This is a genomic window from Nonomuraea dietziae, assembly GCF_014195505.1.
Classification (GTDB): Bacteria; Actinomycetota; Actinomycetes; order Streptosporangiales; family Streptosporangiaceae; genus Nonomuraea; species Nonomuraea roseola.
The window spans coordinates 768,827-785,668 of record NZ_JACIBV010000002.1; the positions used below are offsets into that span (position 1 = coordinate 768,827).

Annotated in this window: 17 protein-coding genes and 1 pseudogene; 7 read left to right on the forward strand and 11 right to left on the reverse strand. The window is 69.5% G+C overall.

The genetic code is table 11. The features are described from left to right. Positions 1–67: 67 nt before the first annotated feature. Positions 68–628, forward strand: coding sequence for a Clp protease N-terminal domain-containing protein (locus FHR33_RS46295; protein WP_183661979.1), 561 nt, complete (start codon positions 68–70; stop codon positions 626–628). Here FHR33_RS46295 and FHR33_RS46300 read toward each other — a convergent pair. Beyond that, positions 625–1,641, reverse strand: a complete 1,017-nt coding sequence (locus tag FHR33_RS46300) for a GNAT family N-acetyltransferase (protein WP_183661981.1) — start codon at positions 1,639–1,641, stop codon at positions 625–627. The two genes, FHR33_RS46295 and FHR33_RS46300, sit on opposite strands and share 4 nt — an antisense overlap. Positions 1,642–1,749: 108 nt before the next feature. Here FHR33_RS46300 and FHR33_RS46305 point away from each other — a divergent pair, with 108 nt between their 5' ends. Further along, entirely contained in the window at positions 1,750–3,144 is a 1,395-nt protein-coding gene (locus FHR33_RS46305; RefSeq protein ID WP_183661983.1) for an NAD(P)/FAD-dependent oxidoreductase, read from the forward strand. Between the two features lie 11 nt (positions 3,145–3,155). Then, entirely contained in the window at positions 3,156–4,757 is a 1,602-nt protein-coding gene (locus FHR33_RS46310) for an amidohydrolase (protein WP_183661985.1), read from the forward strand. Here the strand turns inward: FHR33_RS46310 and FHR33_RS46315 are convergent. The 6 genes from FHR33_RS46315 to gap all read right to left on the reverse strand — a co-directional run bounded on the left by FHR33_RS46315 (position 4,754) and on the right by gap (position 9,125). Then, positions 4,754–5,176, reverse strand: a complete 423-nt coding sequence (locus FHR33_RS46315) for a spore-associated protein (protein ID WP_183661987.1) — start codon at positions 5,174–5,176, stop codon at positions 4,754–4,756. The genes FHR33_RS46310 and FHR33_RS46315 overlap by 4 nt on opposite strands. Positions 5,177–5,342: 166 nt before the next feature. Then, positions 5,343–5,687: an RNA polymerase-binding protein RbpA gene (locus FHR33_RS46320; protein WP_183661989.1), complete on the reverse strand. Its 345-nt coding sequence runs from the start codon at positions 5,685–5,687 to the stop codon at positions 5,343–5,345. Positions 5,688–5,756: 69 nt separating this feature from the next. Continuing rightward, positions 5,757–5,987: a preprotein translocase subunit SecG gene (gene secG / locus FHR33_RS46325; protein ID WP_183661991.1), complete on the reverse strand. Its 231-nt coding sequence runs from the start codon at positions 5,985–5,987 to the stop codon at positions 5,757–5,759. A gap of 98 nt (positions 5,988–6,085) precedes the next feature. Beyond that, positions 6,086–6,862, reverse strand: coding sequence for a triose-phosphate isomerase (gene tpiA, locus FHR33_RS46330; protein ID WP_312896083.1), 777 nt, complete (start codon positions 6,860–6,862; stop codon positions 6,086–6,088). Between the two features lies 1 nt (position 6,863). Next, the gene (locus tag FHR33_RS46335; protein ID WP_183661993.1) at positions 6,864–8,051 is read right to left on the reverse strand and encodes a phosphoglycerate kinase; all 1,188 of its coding nucleotides are present in this window, start codon (positions 8,049–8,051) and stop codon (positions 6,864–6,866) included. A gap of 69 nt (positions 8,052–8,120) precedes the next feature. After that, entirely contained in the window at positions 8,121–9,125 is a 1,005-nt protein-coding gene (gap, locus tag FHR33_RS46340; protein ID WP_183661998.1) for a type I glyceraldehyde-3-phosphate dehydrogenase, read from the reverse strand. A gap of 187 nt (positions 9,126–9,312) precedes the next feature. On the opposite strand from gap, the gene FHR33_RS46345 reads away from it, so the two are divergent. Beyond that, positions 9,313–9,831 (forward strand): hypothetical protein, encoded by a 519-nt coding sequence (locus tag FHR33_RS46345; protein ID WP_183662000.1) that lies wholly within the window; start codon positions 9,313–9,315, stop codon positions 9,829–9,831. Between the two features lie 46 nt (positions 9,832–9,877). Here FHR33_RS46345 and whiA read toward each other — a convergent pair whose 3' ends face one another. The 4 genes from whiA to uvrC all read right to left on the reverse strand — a co-directional run bounded on the left by whiA (position 9,878) and on the right by uvrC (position 15,028). Beyond that, positions 9,878–10,858 (reverse strand): DNA-binding protein WhiA, encoded by a 981-nt coding sequence (gene whiA, locus FHR33_RS46350; protein WP_183662002.1) that lies wholly within the window; start codon positions 10,856–10,858, stop codon positions 9,878–9,880. Between the two features lie 72 nt (positions 10,859–10,930). Then, positions 10,931–11,866 carry a gluconeogenesis factor YvcK family protein gene (locus tag FHR33_RS46355; protein WP_183662340.1) on the reverse strand — a complete coding sequence of 312 codons (936 nt, stop codon included), beginning with the start codon at positions 11,864–11,866 and terminating at the stop codon, positions 10,931–10,933. A gap of 362 nt (positions 11,867–12,228) precedes the next feature. Further along, complete coding sequence (gene rapZ / locus FHR33_RS46360; protein WP_183662004.1) at positions 12,229–13,116, reverse strand: RNase adapter RapZ; 888 nt, start codon at positions 13,114–13,116, stop codon at positions 12,229–12,231. Between the two features lie 7 nt (positions 13,117–13,123). Continuing rightward, entirely contained in the window at positions 13,124–15,028 is a 1,905-nt protein-coding gene (gene uvrC, locus FHR33_RS46365) for an excinuclease ABC subunit UvrC (RefSeq protein WP_221242677.1), read from the reverse strand. A gap of 709 nt (positions 15,029–15,737) precedes the next feature. Between uvrC and FHR33_RS53555 the strand changes: the two are divergent. From FHR33_RS53555 to FHR33_RS46380, 3 genes and pseudogenes are all read left to right on the forward strand, one after another. Then, a pseudogene (locus tag FHR33_RS53555) lies at positions 15,738–15,893 on the forward strand (TetR family transcriptional regulator C-terminal domain-containing protein); the annotation flags it as partial. Continuing rightward, positions 15,884–16,372: a cupin domain-containing protein gene (locus FHR33_RS46375; protein WP_183662010.1), complete on the forward strand. Its 489-nt coding sequence runs from the start codon at positions 15,884–15,886 to the stop codon at positions 16,370–16,372. The pseudogene FHR33_RS53555 and the gene FHR33_RS46375, both read left to right, overlap by 10 nt. Before the next feature lie 29 nt (positions 16,373–16,401). After that, on the forward strand, positions 16,402–16,824 hold the full coding sequence (locus FHR33_RS46380; protein WP_221242570.1) for a DUF4267 domain-containing protein: 423 nt from the start codon (positions 16,402–16,404) through the stop codon (positions 16,822–16,824). The last annotated feature ends 18 nt before the right edge of the window (positions 16,825–16,842 follow it).

A 16,842-nucleotide genomic window follows, 5' to 3' on the forward strand; every position in this document is an offset into this window, starting at 1 on the left:
TGAGAGATACCCCACATGACTGGTTTGTAGCGCATAGTGGAGAGAGCCCACTCGAGCGGAGGCCCCCGTGTTCGAGCGCTTCACCGACCGCGCCCGCAGGGTGGTCGTCCTGGCCCAGGAAGAGGCCAGGACGCTCAGCCACGACTACATCGGCACCGAGCACCTGCTGCTGGGCCTGATCAGGGAGAGCGAAGGCGTGGCGGCCGCGATCCTGCGCGACGGCGGCGCCGACGCCGGCGAGATCCGCGAGGCGATCATGGTGATCATCGGCCGGGGCTCCGCGCCGCCGGACGAGCACACGCACATCCCGTTCACTCCGCGCGCCAAGAAGGTGCTGGAGCTGTCGCTGCGCGAGGCGCTGCAACTCGGCCACCACCACATCGGCACCGAGCACATCCTGCTCGGCCTCCTCCACGAAGGCAAGGGCGTCGCCGCGCAGGTGCTCCTCGCCAGGGGCCTCGACCTCTCCTCGCTCAGGCAGCGCGTGGCCCACCACCTGGGCTCCACGGGCCCGAAGGAGCGCGTGCTGCTCGACCAGCGGCTCCAGCGCATCCAGGACAGCCTCGACAGGATCGAGCGCCGCCTGGACGCGATGGGAGCGCCGAAGGACGGCGAGGAGGCCTCCTAGACGAGCGCGCCGACCGCGAGCCTGGCCTCCACGACGCCGGGGTCCTCGGTGTAGGCCAGCGTCGCACCCAGCGAGATCATCAGCCTGCGCATGCGGGCGTTGTCCGACAGCAGGGTGGCGCGGACCTCGGCGTAGCCGAGGTCGCGGGCCTCCTGCACCAGCGTCCTGGCCAGCGCCGCGCCCAGACCGCGCCCCTGCCAGCGGTCCTCGACCAGCACGGCCATCTCCGCGATGCCGGGATCCGGGGTGAACATGAGGTTGGCCATCGCGACGACCTGGCCGTCGTGGCAGGCCACGAGCGACAGCCCCCTGCTGCGATCGACGAGCCTGTCGAAGACCCTCGGCGGCAGCGAGGGCATCGAGGTGAAGTAGCGGAAGCGCCGCGACTCGGGCGAGCAGCGCTCGTGCAGGTCGCGGATGGCCTCGCGGTAGATGTTCGTCAGCGGCCTGACCTCGGCCTCGACGCCGTCGGCCAGGCGCAGCACGCGAGCGCTCGAGGACGGCTCGGCCGGCGGCTGGGCCAGCCGTACGAAGGAGGCGGCGCGGGCGGCCTCGGTCAGCGTGAACGGCAGGTCGGACCTGCGCACCTTGATCGCGCGCTTGGCCGCCACGGGGACGACCAGCAGGGTGGGGTCGGGGAGATCACGCACCGCCTCACCATAGACCCAGCGGGCGTCGTCCGCGCGCAGCAGTTCGGCCAGCAGTTCGGGAAGGCGCCATGGCGCGCCGCGCAGGCGCGAGGCCAGCAGGAGCGCCCTGGTGGGCTCGTCGGTCAGCTCGTGCGCCGTGGCGGGCACGACCTGCACGCGACGGCCGCCCGCCGACTCCAGCGCCGCCTTGACCACCTCGGGGCTGGCGGGAATGTCCGCGACGAACTCGTCGACGGTGCCGTCGGTGTCGGGCTGGACGCTCAGCCCGAGGATGTTGCCGCCCCTTTCGGCGAGGGCCGCGGCCAGCGAGGCCAGTCTTCCGGGGCGTTCGTCGACCGTGGTTCGGATGCGCAGAAATCCCATACACATGAGGATGCGCGACGTTTGTTACAGCTAGCGGGCGAAAGTGTTTCATCACGAATTCCGTGGCGAGATGCGCCAAGATATGCGGATATAGCAGTATGTGGGGTCATGAGCTCGCGTGTTCCTACGTTCACCGACGACTTCGTCAACGGAGACGTCTCCTTCTGGCATCGCTCCCTCGGCCCCGCACCGGCGGGGCCCGTCCTGGGCGGTGATCGCCGGGCGGACGTGGTGATCGTGGGCGCGGGCTACACCGGACTCTGGACGGCCTACTACCTCAAGCAGGCCAGGCCCTCACTCGACGTCGTGGTGCTGGAGAAGGAGTTCGCCGGCTTCGGCGCCTCAGGCCGTAACGGCGGCTGGCTGACCGGCGACCTGGCCGGCTCGCACGCGCGCTACGCCAAGACGCACGGCGTGGCGGCGACCAGGGCCCTGCAGCGCGAGATGTACGCCTCCATCGACGAGGTGATCGCCGTCTGCGAGAAGGAGGGCATCGACGCCGACATCGTCAAGGGCGGTGTGCTCAACGTCGCCAGGGGCAGCGCGCAGGCGGCCAGGCTGCGGGCCTCGGTGGCCGAGGCGGCCAGGTGGGACGTCGAGGTCAGGCTGCTGAGCCCGCAGGAGCGTGACGCGCGGCTGCGGGTCGCCGGCGCCGTCCAGGCCTCCTGGAGCCCGCACTGTGCCAGGATTCACCCGGCGAAGCTGGTGCGCGGCCTCACGCGGGCCGTACGCGAGCTGGGGGTGGAGATCTTCGAACACACGCCGGTCGACGAGATCGCGCCGCACCGGGCGGTCACGCCGTACGGCACGGTCAGCGCCGACTACGTGATCAGGGCCACCGAGGGCTTCACCTCGACGATCAAGGGCCTGCGCCGGCAGTGGCTGCCGATGAACAGCTCCATGATCGTCACCGAGCCGCTGCCGGACAGCTTCTGGGAGCAGGTCGGCTGGCAGGGCGCCGAACTGCTCGGCGACCTGGCCCACTACTACATGTACGCCCAGCGCACCGCCGACGGCCGGATCGCCTTCGGCGGCAGGGGCAGGCCCTACCTGTACGGCTCGCGCGTCGACGCCCGCGGCCACACCCACGACTGGACCGTCGAGGCGCTGTGGGCGCTGCTGGTCGACTTCTTCCCCGCCGCGGCCTCCTCCAGGATCGCCCACGCCTGGTCGGGCGTCCTCGGCGTCCCGCGCGACTGGTGCTCCACCGCGCACGTGGACCGGGCGACGGGGCTCGGCTGGGCCGGCGGCTACACCGGGCACGGCGTCACCACGACCAACCTGGCCGGTCGCACCCTCCGCGACCTGATCCTGGGCGAGCGCACCCCCCTCACCGAGCTGCCGTGGGTGGGTCGCGAGGTGCGCCCCTGGGAGCCCGAGCCGCTGCGCTGGCTGGGCGTCCACTCCATGTACCGCCTCTACCGCGTCGCCGACGCCCGTGAACGCTCGATGTCCCGCACCTCGGCGCTCGCGCGCCTCGCCGACCTCATCACCGGTCACTGAAGGAGATCCTGTTGCACACCCTCTTCCGCGGCGGCCGCGTCTTCACCGCCACCGGGTCCTTCGCCGAAGCCGTCCTGGTCCGCGACGGCGTGATCGTCGCCGTCGGCTCCGAGTCCGACCTCGTACGGCAGGCGCCCGCCCACGAGACGGTCGACCTCGAGGACGGCCTGCTCATGCCCGGCGTGACCGACGCGCACATCCACCCCGTCCAGGCCGGCCTCGAGCACGCCAAGTGCGACCTGTCCGAGATCTACGGGCTCGACGAGTACCTGACGGCGATCAGGACCTACGCCGACGGCTGCGACAAGGAGTGGATCGACGGCGGCGGCTGGGACATGTCGGCCTTCCCCGGCGGCCTTCCCCACCGCAGCCAGCTGGACTTCCTCGACAGGCCCGCCTACCTGATCCAGCGCGACCACCACGCCGCCTGGGTCAACACCAGGGCGCTGGAGCGGGCGGGGATCACCCGCGACACCCCCGACCCCGCCGACGGCAGGATCGAGCGCGACGCCGACGGCAGCCCGAGCGGCGTGCTCCACGAGGGCGCCATGGATCTGGTCGGCCTGCTCACCCCCCGCCCGACCACGGACGACATGGACACGGCGCTCGTCACGGCGCAGCGGCACCTGTTCTCGCTGGGCATCACCGGCTGGCAGGACGCCATCGTCGGCTCCTACGCGGGCTCCGACGACCAGCTGCCCACCTACATCTCCGCGGCCGGCGCAGGGCGGCTGAAGGCCCGCGTGGTCGGCGCGCTGTGGTGGGACCGCACGCGGGGCGCCGACCAGATCGCCTCACTCATCGAGCGCAGGGCGATGGCCGAGGGGCTCGACCGGTTCAGCGCCGGCTCCGTCAAGATCATGCAGGACGGGATCACCGAGAACTTCACCGCCGCGGTGCTGGAGCCGTACTGCCTGTGCGGCGGCACAGGGCTGTCCTACATCGACCCGGGCAAGCTGCGCGAGTACGTGGCCGAGCTCGACGCGAACGGCTTCCAGGTGCACTTCCACGCCATCGGCGAGCGGGCCGTGCGTGAGGCGCTGGACAGCTTCGAGGGCACCTCACCCGACAACCGCCACCATATCGCGCACCTGCAGATCATCGAGCCTTCCGACGTGCCCCGCTTCGCCGCCCTCGGCGTGACGGCCAACCTGCAGCCGCTGTGGGCCACCCACCACGCCCAGATGGACGAGCTCACGCTGCCCTACCTGGGCGAGGAGCGCTCGGCCTGGCAGTACCCCTTCGCCGACCTCGAAAGGAGCGGGGCGAGGTTCTGCGCGGGCAGCGACTGGCCTGTCTCCAACGCCGACCCGATCCAGGGGATGCACGTGGCGGTCAACAGGACCGAGCCCGGCGGCTCGGTCCACGCGGGCTACCCGACCGCGGGGATCCCGTTCCTGCCGGGGCAGCGGCTCAGTCTGACCACCGCGATGACCGCCTACACCGCGGGCTCGGCCTGGATCAACCGCTCCCCCGCCGGTGTGATCGAGCAGGGCCGCCCCGCCGACCTGGTCGTCCTCGACAGGGACCCTTTCGGGCTTCCCGAGGCCGAGATCTGGACCGCGAAGGTGCGGCTGACCTTCGTGGACGGCGAGGCGGTCTATCAGCGTTAGCCGCAGTTGCCCCAGCTGGAGCGACCGCCGCTGGCCCTGGTGCCCGAGGAGTTCTCGATCCAGGCGCTGTACTTCACGCAGGCTCCGCGCGCGTCGCCGTAGACGGGGCCCGCGTAGTACTTGATCCTCTCGTAGATGCCGTAGCCGCTGCGGCCCTGCACGGTGAACCCGACGTAGGCATCGGTGTAGGTGCCGACGTATGCGCTCTTGATCACAGTGACGCAGTTCTTGCCGGTGCTGCCGTTGTACGTCAGGTAGACGGTGCCCCAGTTGCTGCCGCTGGAGGTCTTGACCGCGGCCTGGGCGACGACGTTGTACCCGCTGCCGCAGTTGGCGTCCGCGTGGGCGGCGGCGGGGACGGCGAGCACGGCCGCGGCCGAGACAGTGGCGGCGGCGATGGACAGCGTTCTCTTCAGCACGGAGTTCCCTCGTGTAGACGACCGTTGATCGCGATCATCATGCCGTGCAATTGCGGACATGCCAATATCAACTTCCGAGAAGGCCCCTAACTCACCGCGACCGCGGCCTCCAGGAAAACGCGAAGACCCCGGCCATCCATCGGCCGGGGTCTTCGCGGTGAAAGCCCTACCAGGGGGACTTGTTGGCGCGCAGGCGCTCGAGAGCCTCCTCGAGGATGGCCTTGCCGTCCTTGTCGCTCCTGCGCTCCTTCACGTACGCCAGGTGCGTCTTGTACGGCTCGTTCCTCGGGGGAGCCGGAGGCGCAGCCTCATCCTGGCCGGCAGGAAGGCCGCAGCGGGGGCAGTCCCACGTCTCGGGAACCGCCGCGTCGCTGGCGAAGCTGGGGCGCGTCTCATGCATGTTGGCGCACCAGAACGAGACCCGCACTCTCGGAGCTGCCTCGCCGCGCTCGGCCTCCCCCATCGGGCCGGCGCCGACTCGGCTGCCACGGATCGCGTTGCCACTACCCACGGATGAACTCCTCGCTCGATCGCCCCGCGTGCGGCGGGGGGAGAATCACTGTCACGCGTTGACGTGCTGTCAGGGCTTGAGCAGCAGGCCAAGGGCGATGATGCAGACAAACCATACGATGCCGGTGATGATGGTCAGGCGGTCGAGGTTGCGCTCGACCACCGAGGAACCGCCGAAGTTCGACGAGAAGCCACCGCCGAACATGTCGGACAGGCCTCCGCCCTTACCCTTGTGGAGCAGGACGAGCAGGATCATCAGCAAGCTCGCCAGGATGAGGGCGATGGAGATTCCGATAGTCACCGTAGACCTGTTCTTTCAATGCTCTGTTCGCGTGACGATTCAAACTTGCTTCTCGAGGGTACGACCTGCTGTCAAGTCGCACCCTCCGAACGCTGCAGTTAGGCTGACATTTCGCCGAAACGGCAGATCTTCACATACTCCCCCGCATCGATGCTGGCGCCCCCTACGAGAGCACCGTCGATGTCGGGCTGAGCCATGATCCCGGCGATGTTGTCAGACTTGACCGAGCCTCCGTAAAGGATACGGATGCCCGCGGCCACTTCGGACGTGTAGAGCTCGGCGAGTCGTGCTCGCAACGCGCTGCACACCTCCTGTGCGTCCTGCGGGGTGGCCACCTCACCGGTGCCGATCGCCCAGACCGGTTCGTAGGCCACCACTATTGATTTTGCCTGCTCCTCGGAGATTTCGCGCAGTCCGCCATCGAGTTGTGACACGCAGTGGGCCACCTGGCCGCCTGCCTGCCGTACCGGCAGGTCCTCGCCCACGCACAGGATGGGCGTGAGTGAGTGGCGGTAGGCCGCCCGCACCTTGGCGTTGACGACCTCGTCGTCCTCGTGGTGGTACTGCCGCCGCTCCGAGTGGCCGATCGTCACGAAAGTGCAACCCAGCTTGGCCAGCATCGCACCCGAGATCTCGCCGGTGTAGGCGCCCGCGTCCTGCTTGGACAGGTCCTGCCCGCCGTAGACGATGCGCAGCTTGTCGCCGTCGACCAGGGTCTGCACGCTGCGCAGGTCGGTGAACGGCGGCAGCACCGCGACCTCGACCTTGTCGAAGTCCTTGTCGTTCAGCGCGAAAGCCAGCTTCTGGACCAGCGCGATGGCCTCGAGGTGGTTGAGGTTCATCTTCCAGTTGCCGGCGATGAGCGGCTTGCGCACGTCAGTCCTCCAGAGCGGCCAGGCCGGGCAGGGTCTTGCCTTCGAGGTACTCGAGGCTGGCCCCACCACCGGTGGAAATATGGGAGAAGCCGTCCTCGGGCAGACCGAGCTTGCGTACGGCTGCCGCCGAGTCGCCGCCGCCCACCACGGTGAAGGCCTCAGAAGCGATCAACGCCTCGGCCACCGCGCGAGTTCCGCCGGCGAACGCGTCGAACTCGAACACGCCCATCGGGCCGTTCCAGAAGATCGTGCGGGCGTCGGCGAGCTTGCTCGCGAACAGCTCGCGCGTCTTCGGGCCGATGTCGAGCCCCTGCCGGTCGGCGGGGATCGCGGTGGCCTCGACCACCTCGTGCCCGGCGTCCTCGGCGAAGTGGGTGGCCGCCAGCACGTCGACGGGCAGGACGAGGTCGACGCCGCGCTTGGCCGCCTCGTCGAGGAAGCCGCGCACCTGGTCGAGCTGGTCCTCCTGGAGCAGCGACTGGCCGACCTCGTGGCCCTGGGCCTTGAGGAAGGTGTAGGCCATGCCGCCGCCGATGAGCAGCCTGTCGACCCTGGACAGCAGGTTGGCGATGACACCGAGCTTGTCGGAGACCTTCGCGCCGCCCAGCACGACCACGTAGGGCCGCTCGAGCTCGTCGGTGAGCTTCTTCAGCACGCCGACCTCGGCCACGACCAGCCCGCCCGCCGCGTGCGGCAGGATCTGCGGCACGTCGTAGACGCTGGCGTGCTTGCGGTGGACCGCGCCGAAGCCGTCGCCGACGTAGAGGTCGGCCAGGCCCGCCAGCTTCTCGGCGAAGGCCCTGCGGGTGGCGTCGTCCTTGGACTCCTCGCCGGGCTCGTAGCGCAGGTTCTCCAGCAGCACGACCTGGCCGTCGTGCAGGGCGTTGGTCGCGCCCAGCGCGGACTCGCCCACCACGTCGGCGGCGAAGGCGACGTCCTGACCGAGCAGCTCGCCCAGACGCTCGGCGACCGGCCTGAGCGTGTACTTGGGGTTGGGCTCGCCCTTGGGCCTGCCCAGGTGGGCGCAGACGATGACCTTCGCGCCCCTGGCGACCAGGGTCTGGATGGTGGGCACCGACGCGCGGATGCGGCCGTCGTCGGTGATCACCCCGTCTTCGATGGGCACGTTGAGGTCGGCGCGCACCAGCACGCGCCGGCCCGTCACCTCGAGATCGTCAAGACCACGCACTGTTCTCCTTCGCCGAGCCGTGCTCGGAACGGTCCGCCGGAATGGATGCCCCGCCTCGCTGCGGATCCGTCACAGGTCGCGACCCACCAGCTTGATGAGGTCGACGAGACGGTTGGAGTAGCCCCACTCGTTGTCGTACCAGCCGATGACCTTGACCTGGTTGCCGATGACCTTGGTCAGCCCCGCGTCGAAGATGCAGGAGGCCGGGTCGGTGACGATGTCGCTGGAGACGATCTCGTCCTCGGTGTAGGTGAGGTAGCCCTTGAGCGGGCCCTCGGCGGCGGCCTTGTAGGCGGCCTTGACCTCGTCGACGGTGACGTCGCGCTTGACCTCGACGGTGAGGTCGGTGGCCGAGCCGGTGGGGATCGGCACGCGCATCGCGAAGCCGTCGAGCTTGCCCTTCAGCTCCGGCAGCACCAGGCCGATCGCCTTGGCGGCGCCGGTGGAGGTCGGCACCACGTTGAGCGCGGCGGCACGTGCCCTGCGCAGGTCGCCGTGCGGGCCGTCCTGCAGGTTCTGGTCCTGCGTGTAGGCGTGGATCGTGGTCATCAGACCCTTCTCGATGCCGAAGGAGTCGTTGAGCACCTTCGCCAGCGGAGCCAGGCAGTTGGTCGTGCAGGAAGCGTTGGAGATGACCGTGTGGTTGGCGGGGTCGTAGGTGTCGTCGTTGACACCCATGACGATGGTGACGTCCTCGTTCTTCGCGGGAGCGGAGATGATGACCTTCTTGGCGCCGTTGTCGGCGTGCACCTTGGCCTTGGTGGCGTCGGTGAAGAACCCGGTCGACTCGACCACCACGTCGACGCCCAGGTCGCCCCAGGGCAGCTTGGCGGGGTCACGCTCGGCGAAGGCCTTGATGGTCTTGCCGTCGACCACGATCTCGTCTGCCGTGGCCTTCACCTCGTACGGCAGGCGTCCCAGGATGCTGTCGTACTTCAGCAGATGGGCGAGCGTCGCGTTGTCGGTCAGATCGTTGACCGCGACGATCTCGATGTCCTTGCCGCTGGCGGCGACCGCGCGCCAGAAGTTGCGGCCGATGCGACCGAAGCCGTTGACGCCTACGCGGATGCTCACGGAACCGTCTCCTCGTACGTGAATGGCGGGCTGAAACCTCAACCACGAACCCTATCGGACCCAAATTGGTTTAGACCACGCGAGGTCCCACCCTGTTTTTCCTGGATCAACACACACTGTTTGTCCTAGTCGAGTAAAGTGCCCGACTCGTCACTGTCAACACGCCTATTTTCCGAGGACCTCATATATGACCCAGCAGAAATCAGGACTGGTGCCGGGCATTCTCATGGGCCTGGCGGCCATGCTCGTCGGGGCGGCCGTCTACGGAGCCGTGATCGGCATCACCGAGTACGAGCTCGGTCTCGCCGCCATCCTGATCGGTGTGCTGGTCGGCCTGGGCATGATGGCCGTCAAGCCGTCCAGCCCCGTCCTGCCGCCGCTCGCCGCGCTGTTCGCACTGGTGGGCACGGCGCTCGGCACCGCCGTCGGCGGCACCGTTCTCGCGGTCAAGTACGCGCAGGCCGAGGGCTCCGAGGTGAGCTACCTCGACGCGTTCAGCACGGTCACCGCCATGATGCCGGACCTGCTCGGCGAGGACCCCAAGACGCTGCTGTTCTGGGCGATCAGCGCCTTCGCCGGCTACTCGTTCGTCAGCAAGCGCGTCAAGGCCGCCAGGCAGGCGCAGCCCGAGCCGATGGAGCCGGTCCCCGCTCCGCAGCACCAGCCGGAGGGCAGCCTGTTCACGCCGAAGAACCCGCAGGCCTGAGCGCGACTCGCGGGCGCCGTCGCACGCGCGTGGCGCCCGCGCCCGCTCACTGAGCCAGCATGTCCACCGTCAGGTTCGCCTCGGTGTTGGGGATGCCCAGGTCGGAGGCGCGCTTGTCGGCCATCGCCAGCAGCCGCCTGATGCGGCCCGCGATCGCGTCCTTGGTCAGCGGGGGGTCGGCGATCTGACCCAGCTCCTCCAGCGACGCCTGCTTGTGCTCCACCCGCAGCCGCCCCGCGATGACCAGGTGGTCGGGTGCGTCGTCGCCCAGGATCTCCAGCGCCCGCTGCACCCTGGCCCCGGCGGCGACCGCCGCCCTGGCCGAGCGGCGCAGGTTGGCGTCGTCGAAGTTGGCGAGCCTGTTGGCAGTGGCCCGCACCTCCCTGCGCATCCGCCGCTCCTCCCACGCCAGCACGCTGTCGTGGGCGCCCAGCCTGGTCAGCAGCGCGCTGATGGCGTCGCCGTCGCGCACCACCACCCTGTCGACGCCGCGCACCTCGCGCGCCTTGGCGTGGATCTTGAGCCGCCGCGCCGATCCGACCAGCGCCAGCGCCGCCTCGGGACCAGGGCAGGTCACCTCAAGCGACATCGAACGGCCGGGCTCGGTCAGCGAGCCGTGGGCCAGGAACGCCCCACGCCAGGCCGCCTCCGCGTCGCAGGAGGCCCCCGCCACCACCTGACGCGGCAACCCCCTGACCGGGCGGCCGTGGTTGTCGATCAGCCCGGTCTGGCGGGCGAGCGCCTCGCCGTCGCGGTAGACGCGCACGACGTAGCGCGAGCCCTTGCGCAGCCCCGCGGGAGCCAGCACCAGCACCTCGGCCTTGTGACCGAAGACCTCGCCAATGTCCTTGATCAGCCGGCGGGCGGTGGCGTTGGTGTCGAGCTCAGCCTCGATCACGATGCGCCCACCCACCAGGTGCAGGCCGCTGGCGAAGCGCAGCAGCGTCGACACCTCCGCCTTGCGGCAGCAGGGCTTGAGCACCGGCAGTCGGCTCAGCTCGTCCTTCACCACACCTGTCATTGCCATAAGCGTTAGTCCTCCCCCATACAGACCGGCTCCCAAGAAGTCTCTCGCACCTTCGAGCGGCGCCGACCAGGATCAACGCTTCTGGAGGAAAATCTCGTCCAGGACGGAGGCAAGACGTCGTGGGTCGTGCCTCGGCGAGCCGTCCTCGGCCGCCACACAGGCCGTGATCACCTGGCCGCCCAGCGCGGCCGCCGACTTCTCCAGCGCGTCGAGATCGTCCACCACTCCGGTGTCGGCGAGCACCACGTCGACGGTGAGGTCGGGCGCGTGCTGCCTGAGCACCTCGAGGTGCTGCTGCGGCGAGAAGTCGTCGGTCTCGCCGGGCTGCGGCGCGAGGTTGAGCGTCACCAGGCGCCTGGCCTTGGTCAGATGCAGCGCCTCGGCCAGTTCGGGCACCTTCAGGTGCGGCAGCACGCTGGTGAACCACGAGCCGGGCCCGAACACCACCCAGTCGGCGTCGAGCACCGCCCGTACCGCCTCCTGGCTGGCCGGAGGGTTCTCGGGAACCAGGGAGATCGCCTGGACCCTGCCGGGGGTCAGCGCGCACGCCACCTGGCCGCGCACCGTCGAGATCACCCCGTCGAGCTCCACCCTGGCGACGATGTCGAGCGGGACCGAGGCCATCGGCAGCACCCTGCCCCTGGCGCCGAGCAGCCGCCCCACCCAGTCGAGACCGGCCACGGGGTCGCCGAGCAGCTCCCACAACGCCACGATCAGCAGGTTGCCGACGGCGTGGCCGTGCAGGTCGCCCTCGCTCCTGAACCGGTGCTGGACCACCTCGCTCCAGGTGATGCCCCACTCGTCGTCGCCGCACAGCGCGGCCAGCGCCATGCGCAGGTCGCCCGGTGGAAGCACGCCGAGCTCACGCCTCAGCCTGCCGCTGGAGCCTCCGTCGTCGGCGACGGTCACCACGGCGGTCAGCTCGTCCGTCACGTTCCGCAGGGCCGACAGCGAGGCGTAGAGCCCATGCCCACCGCCGAGCGCCACCACCTTGGGCTTGCGGCCCATCGACGCCGCTGACTCCACCGGCAGGGAACCGTCATCCAGGCTTCCCACCGGCGACGCCGCCCGCCGCCCGCCCCCGGAACCACCCTGCACGCGACCCTCCGGCAGAGAACCCTCATCCAGATTTCCCACCGGTGCCGCCGCCCGCCGCCCGCCGCCGGAACCACCCTGGACGGGATCATCGGCGATCGTGGGGTCACCCGGGTCAGGAAAGGGCCCCATCGAGGGGCTGCCCTGACGGGTGCGGCCGCCCTGTCCGCCGGGAGCACCCTGTCCGCCGGGAGCACCCTGTCCGCTGAGAGCACCTTGTCCGGTGGGGGCACCGGTCTCGTCGGCTGAGCCGTCTACACCCTCGCGCCCATCCGTCACTCCCGACCCACATCCCGGTGACTCACCTGGACCTCCATCCCGCGGTCACGCAACCGCCCGCCGAGCTGCTCGGCCATCGCCACACTGCGGTGCTTGCCGCCCGTGCAGCCGACCGCCAGCGTCGCATAGCTCTTGCCCTCGCGCGCGTATCCAGTCGCGACGATCTTGAAAGCCTCCTCGTAGGCGTCGAGGAACTCCTTCGCGCCGGCCTGTCCGAGGACGTAGTCGCGCACGGGGCTGTCAAGGCCGTTCATCGGCCGCAGCTCGGGCACCCAGTGCGGGTTGGGCAGGAACCTGCAGTCGACCACCAGGTCGGCGTCGACGGGCAGGCCGTACTTGAAGCCGAAGGAGACCACGTTGACCCGCAGCCCCGGCCTGTTGTCGCCGCCGAAGTAGGCGACGATCTTGTTGCGCAGTTCGTGGACGTTGTGCGCGGAGGTGTCGATCACCAGGTCGGCGTTGGCGCGCACCTCGCGCAGGATGCCGCGCTCACGGGCGATGCCGTCGACCAGCCGCCCGTCGCCCTGCAGCGGATGGGGCCTGCGGACGTTCTCGAACCTGCGCACCAGCTCCTCGTCGCTGGCCTCGAGGAACACCACGCGGACGCGGACGCCGCGCCCCTCGAGCTCCTCGATCGCGGCGTTGAGATCGGTGGTGAAGGCCAGGCTGCGCACATCGACCACGGCGGCCACCTTGTCGGCGGCCAGCTTGACCCTGCCCGCCTCCTCGGCCATGGCGAACAACAGCCCGGGCGGAAGGTTGTCGATGACGAACCAGCCGAGGTCCTCCAGCGCCTTGGCCGCAGTGCTGCGCCCGGCTCCTGACATGCCGGTCACGATGACGAACGCGGTTCCGGCGCGTCCTTGATCCTCTGGGCTGCTCATAACCTCACTACTCCTGGGCAAGCCTCGACACGATCACCTCTGCGGTCGCGCGGCCGATGCCGGGAACCTCGCAGATCTCGGCCACACCGGCCTCGCGCAGCCGCTTCACGGAGCCGAAATGTTTCAGCAGCGCCTGCCTGCGCGCCGGACCGAGGCCAGGCACGCCGTCGAGCGCGCTCTCCTTCACCGTCTTGGACCGCTTGGAACGATGGTAGGCGATGGCGAAGCGATGTGCCTCGTCGCGGACGCGTTGCAGCAGGTAGAGGCCCTCGCTCGACCGCGGCATGATGACCGGCTGGTCGTCGCCAGGCAGCCAGACCTCCTCCAGGCGCTTGGCCAGGCCGCACACCGCGACGTCGTCGACGCCGAGCTCGTCGAGCGCGCGCTGGGCCGCCGCCGCCTGGGGGCCCGCGCCGTCGACCACGACCAGGTTGGGCGGATAGGCGAACTTGCGCGGCCTTCCGGTCTCCGGGTCGATCGGCCCGTGCACGTCGTCCTCAGCGGCGAGCTCGCCCGTCGCCGACTTCTCCTCCAGATAGCGCTTGAACCTCCGGGTGATCACCTCGTGGATCGAGGCGACGTCACCCTCCTTCGTCCGTACGGCGAAGCGCCGGTACTCGCTCTTGCGCGCCAGCCCGTCCTCGAACACCACCATCGAGGCCACCACGTTCTCGCCCTGAAGGTGGGAGACGTCGTAGCACTCGATGCGCAGCGGCACCTGGTCGAGGTCGAGCGCGTCGGCGATCTCCTGCAGCGCCTTGCTGCGCGTCGTCAGGTCGCTGGCCCTGCGGATCTTGTGCTGGGCGAGCGATTCCTTGGCGTTGCGCTCGACGGTCTCCATCAACGACTTCTTGTCGCCACGCTGCGGCACCCGCAGCTCCACCCGCGCGCCCCGCTGCTCGGAGAGCAGTTCGGTGACGGCCTCGGCGTCGGGCGGCATGGCCGCGACGAGCACCTCCTTGGGGATCTCGCCCTCGGAGTAGATCTGCAGCAGGAAGTGCTCGACCAGATCGCCGGGCGTGGTCTCCTCGACCTTGTCGACCACCCAGCCGCGCTGGCCCCTGATGCGCCCACCTCGCACGTAGAAGACCTGGATGGCGGCCTCGAGCGGGTCCTCCGCCAGGGCGACCACATCGGCGTCGGTGGCGTCGCCGAGCACGACCGCCTGCTTCTCCAGCGCCCGCTGCAGGGCCTGGACGTCGTCGCGGATCCTGGCGGCCCTTTCGTACTCCTGCTGACCGGCCGCCTCGCGCATGTCCTGCTCGAGGCGCTTGATGAAGCGCCCGGTGTTGCCCGCCATGAAGTCGCAGAAGTCTTCCGCCAGGTCGCGGTGCTCCTCGGGAGTGACCCTGCCCACGCACGGCGCCGAGCACTTGTCGATGTAGCCGAGCAGGCACGGCCTGCCGATCTGCCCCGCCCTCTTGAACACCCCTGCCGAGCAGGTGCGTACGGGGAAGACGCGCAGCAGCAGGTCGACGGTCTCGCGGATGGCCCAGGCGTGGGAGTAGGGCCCGAAGTAGCGCGTGCCCTTCTTCTTCGCCCCGCGCAGGACCTGCACGCGGGGGAACTCCTCGCCCATCGTGACCGCGAGGTAGGGATAGGACTTGTCGTCGCGGTACTTGACGTTGAAGCGCGGGTCGAACTCCTTGATCCAGGAGTATTCGAGCTGGAGCGCCTCGACCTCGGTGCCGACGACGGTCCAGTCGACGCCGGCCGCGGTGGTGAGCATGGTCTGCGTGCGCGGGTGCAGCCCCGCGAAGTCGGCGAAGTAGGAGTTGAGCCGCTGACGCAGGCTCTTCGCCTTGCCCACGTAGATCACCTGGGCGTTGGCGTCGCGGAATCGGTAGACCCCTGGAGAGTCGGGGATCGACCCGGGCTTGGGCCGGAAACTCAAGGTGCTCGCCACATCCAAAAGCCTATAGGTCGCCACCGACAACCAAGCTCGCCCCTCGGCACGGCAAAGAGCGGCACGGCAAAGAGTCGCGCGGGTCCACGACACGATCCGTCCGGCGGGCGAGTCGATCACGTTGACGGTGAAGGCGCCCCGGGGGAAGGCGGTGTCGTGGCTGCCGGGCCGGCAAGCCGCTCGATCGTCGCCGTGCCGGCAGCGGCCGTTGCTCTGCGCCGTTGCGTGTGGTTCTGGCGCTTCGATCAGCGCGTGCCGTCGGCGCGCTCGTGGGCGGATGTGAGCCGGCGTGCGGCGTCAATCAGCTCGGCGCGGTCGGCGAAGCGGCGAACTGCTACTGTCTGACGTGAGAATTGATAATAGCGCTTCCAGAATCTCCGCAGAATCGCTTCTGAAGGTCGCGGCCCTGCACGCGGACGCCCCGGAGCCGGCGACGTCGTGCACGTCGCGAACGCCGGTGGCGGTCTGCCGGCCGCGCCTCTGGTTCGGCGAGACCCTGTCGCTGCCCGGCACCCAGCTCCCCGACCTCGCGCTGCCGCCGACCACGATCCACGCCTTCCCCATCACCGGCGAGCGTCACCGGCGTCGCGTCCGTGGTGTTCGACGCGAGCTGGAGGTCCTTCGTGTCCACCCTCGTGAAGGCGCGACGACATCTGCGAGCGGTACGCCAGGCGCAACGCCATCGTGCCCGCTCTGATCGAGCGGGCACGCGCGCGGCCGGCTTCGGGCGGAGTTGGACGCCGAGGCGCTGTCGGACCAGCTGGCCGGCGCCCTCAAACACCGAGTGATGATCACAGAAGCGCCGGTCGACCGAGGCCTATGCGAACGGCTCGCGTCCTCCGCGCTCAAAGGGAGCACGACATGTCCATGATCGTTGAAACGGCCATCGTCCGCGAGATCGACGCCGAGACCATCGGCTCGCCCACCGCCACAGGACGGTTGCTGCTCGACTCCGACGACACCGGCGGAGCGCTGAGCACCGTCAGGATGACGCTCGCCGAGGGCGCGGACGGCGCCGCGCCGCACCACCACGCCACCTCGACCGAGCTGTTCTACATCTTGCAGGGCAAGGCCCGCATCCTGTTCGGAGGGGAGATCGTGACACTGCAGGAGGGCGACGTGGCGGCGGTGCCCCCGCTCACGCCCCACGCCTTCGCCGCCGCCCCCGGCCACACCGCCGACCTCCTCATCGTCGTCGCCCCCGGCATCCAGCGATTCGCCTACTTCCGGCTGCTCGACCGCCTCCGCAGAGGTGAGGCCACGCTCGAGGAGCTGCTGGCCTCCCAGGACCTGTACGACAACCACTTCCTCGACAGCCCCGCCTGGACACGCGACCGCCAGGCGTCCTGATCCCGGACCCCTCACCGAAGGAGATCATCTTGTCCACCACGTTGCCGTCCCGGAGCACCGTCGGCACCGTTCTCGCCGTCGTAGGCAGCTTCTTCATCATCTACGTCGGAGTGAACTATCTGCTGGCCCCACAGTCCACCGCGCCCGATTTCGGCCTGCCGAGCTGGCCGCGGGGGGAGGGCTCGGGATTCCTTGCCGTCAAAGGAGTCCGCGACATAGTGTCCGGCCTGGTGATCCTCGCGGTCCTCGCCGCAGGGAACCGTCGCGTCCTGGGCTGGGTGATGCTGGCCACGGCGCTCACCCCCCTCGGCGACATGCTCATCGTGCTGCTCTCCAGCGGAGTACCCGCGACCGCCTTCGGCGTGCACGGCGCCACCGCCGCGGCAGTCATCCTCGCCGGCGCTCTCCTGCTGAGCGATTCGCGAACCCACTCCCCGCAATCCATCTCCTGACAACCGGCCCAAGGGCCG

Bases quoted from the DNA above. Each gene is read 5' to 3' on its own strand.
- FHR33_RS46300 (WP_183661981.1), bottom strand. From the start codon at position 1,641: ATGGGATTTCTGCGCATCCGAACCACGGTCGACGAACGCCCCGGAAGA.
- FHR33_RS46305 (WP_183661983.1), top strand. From the start codon at position 1,750: ATGAGCTCGCGTGTTCCTACGTTCACCGACGACTTCGTCAACGGAGAC.
- FHR33_RS46345 (WP_183662000.1), top strand. From the start codon at position 9,313: ATGACCCAGCAGAAATCAGGACTGGTGCCGGGCATTCTCATGGGCCTG.
- whiA (WP_183662002.1), bottom strand. From the start codon at position 10,858: ATGGCAATGACAGGTGTGGTGAAGGACGAGCTGAGCCGACTGCCGGTG.
- FHR33_RS46355 (WP_183662340.1), bottom strand. From the start codon at position 11,866: ATGGGCCGCAAGCCCAAGGTGGTGGCGCTCGGCGGTGGGCATGGGCTC.
- rapZ (WP_183662004.1), bottom strand. From the start codon at position 13,116: ATGAGCAGCCCAGAGGATCAAGGACGCGCCGGAACCGCGTTCGTCATC.
- FHR33_RS46375 (WP_183662010.1), top strand. From the start codon at position 15,884: ATGTCCATGATCGTTGAAACGGCCATCGTCCGCGAGATCGACGCCGAG.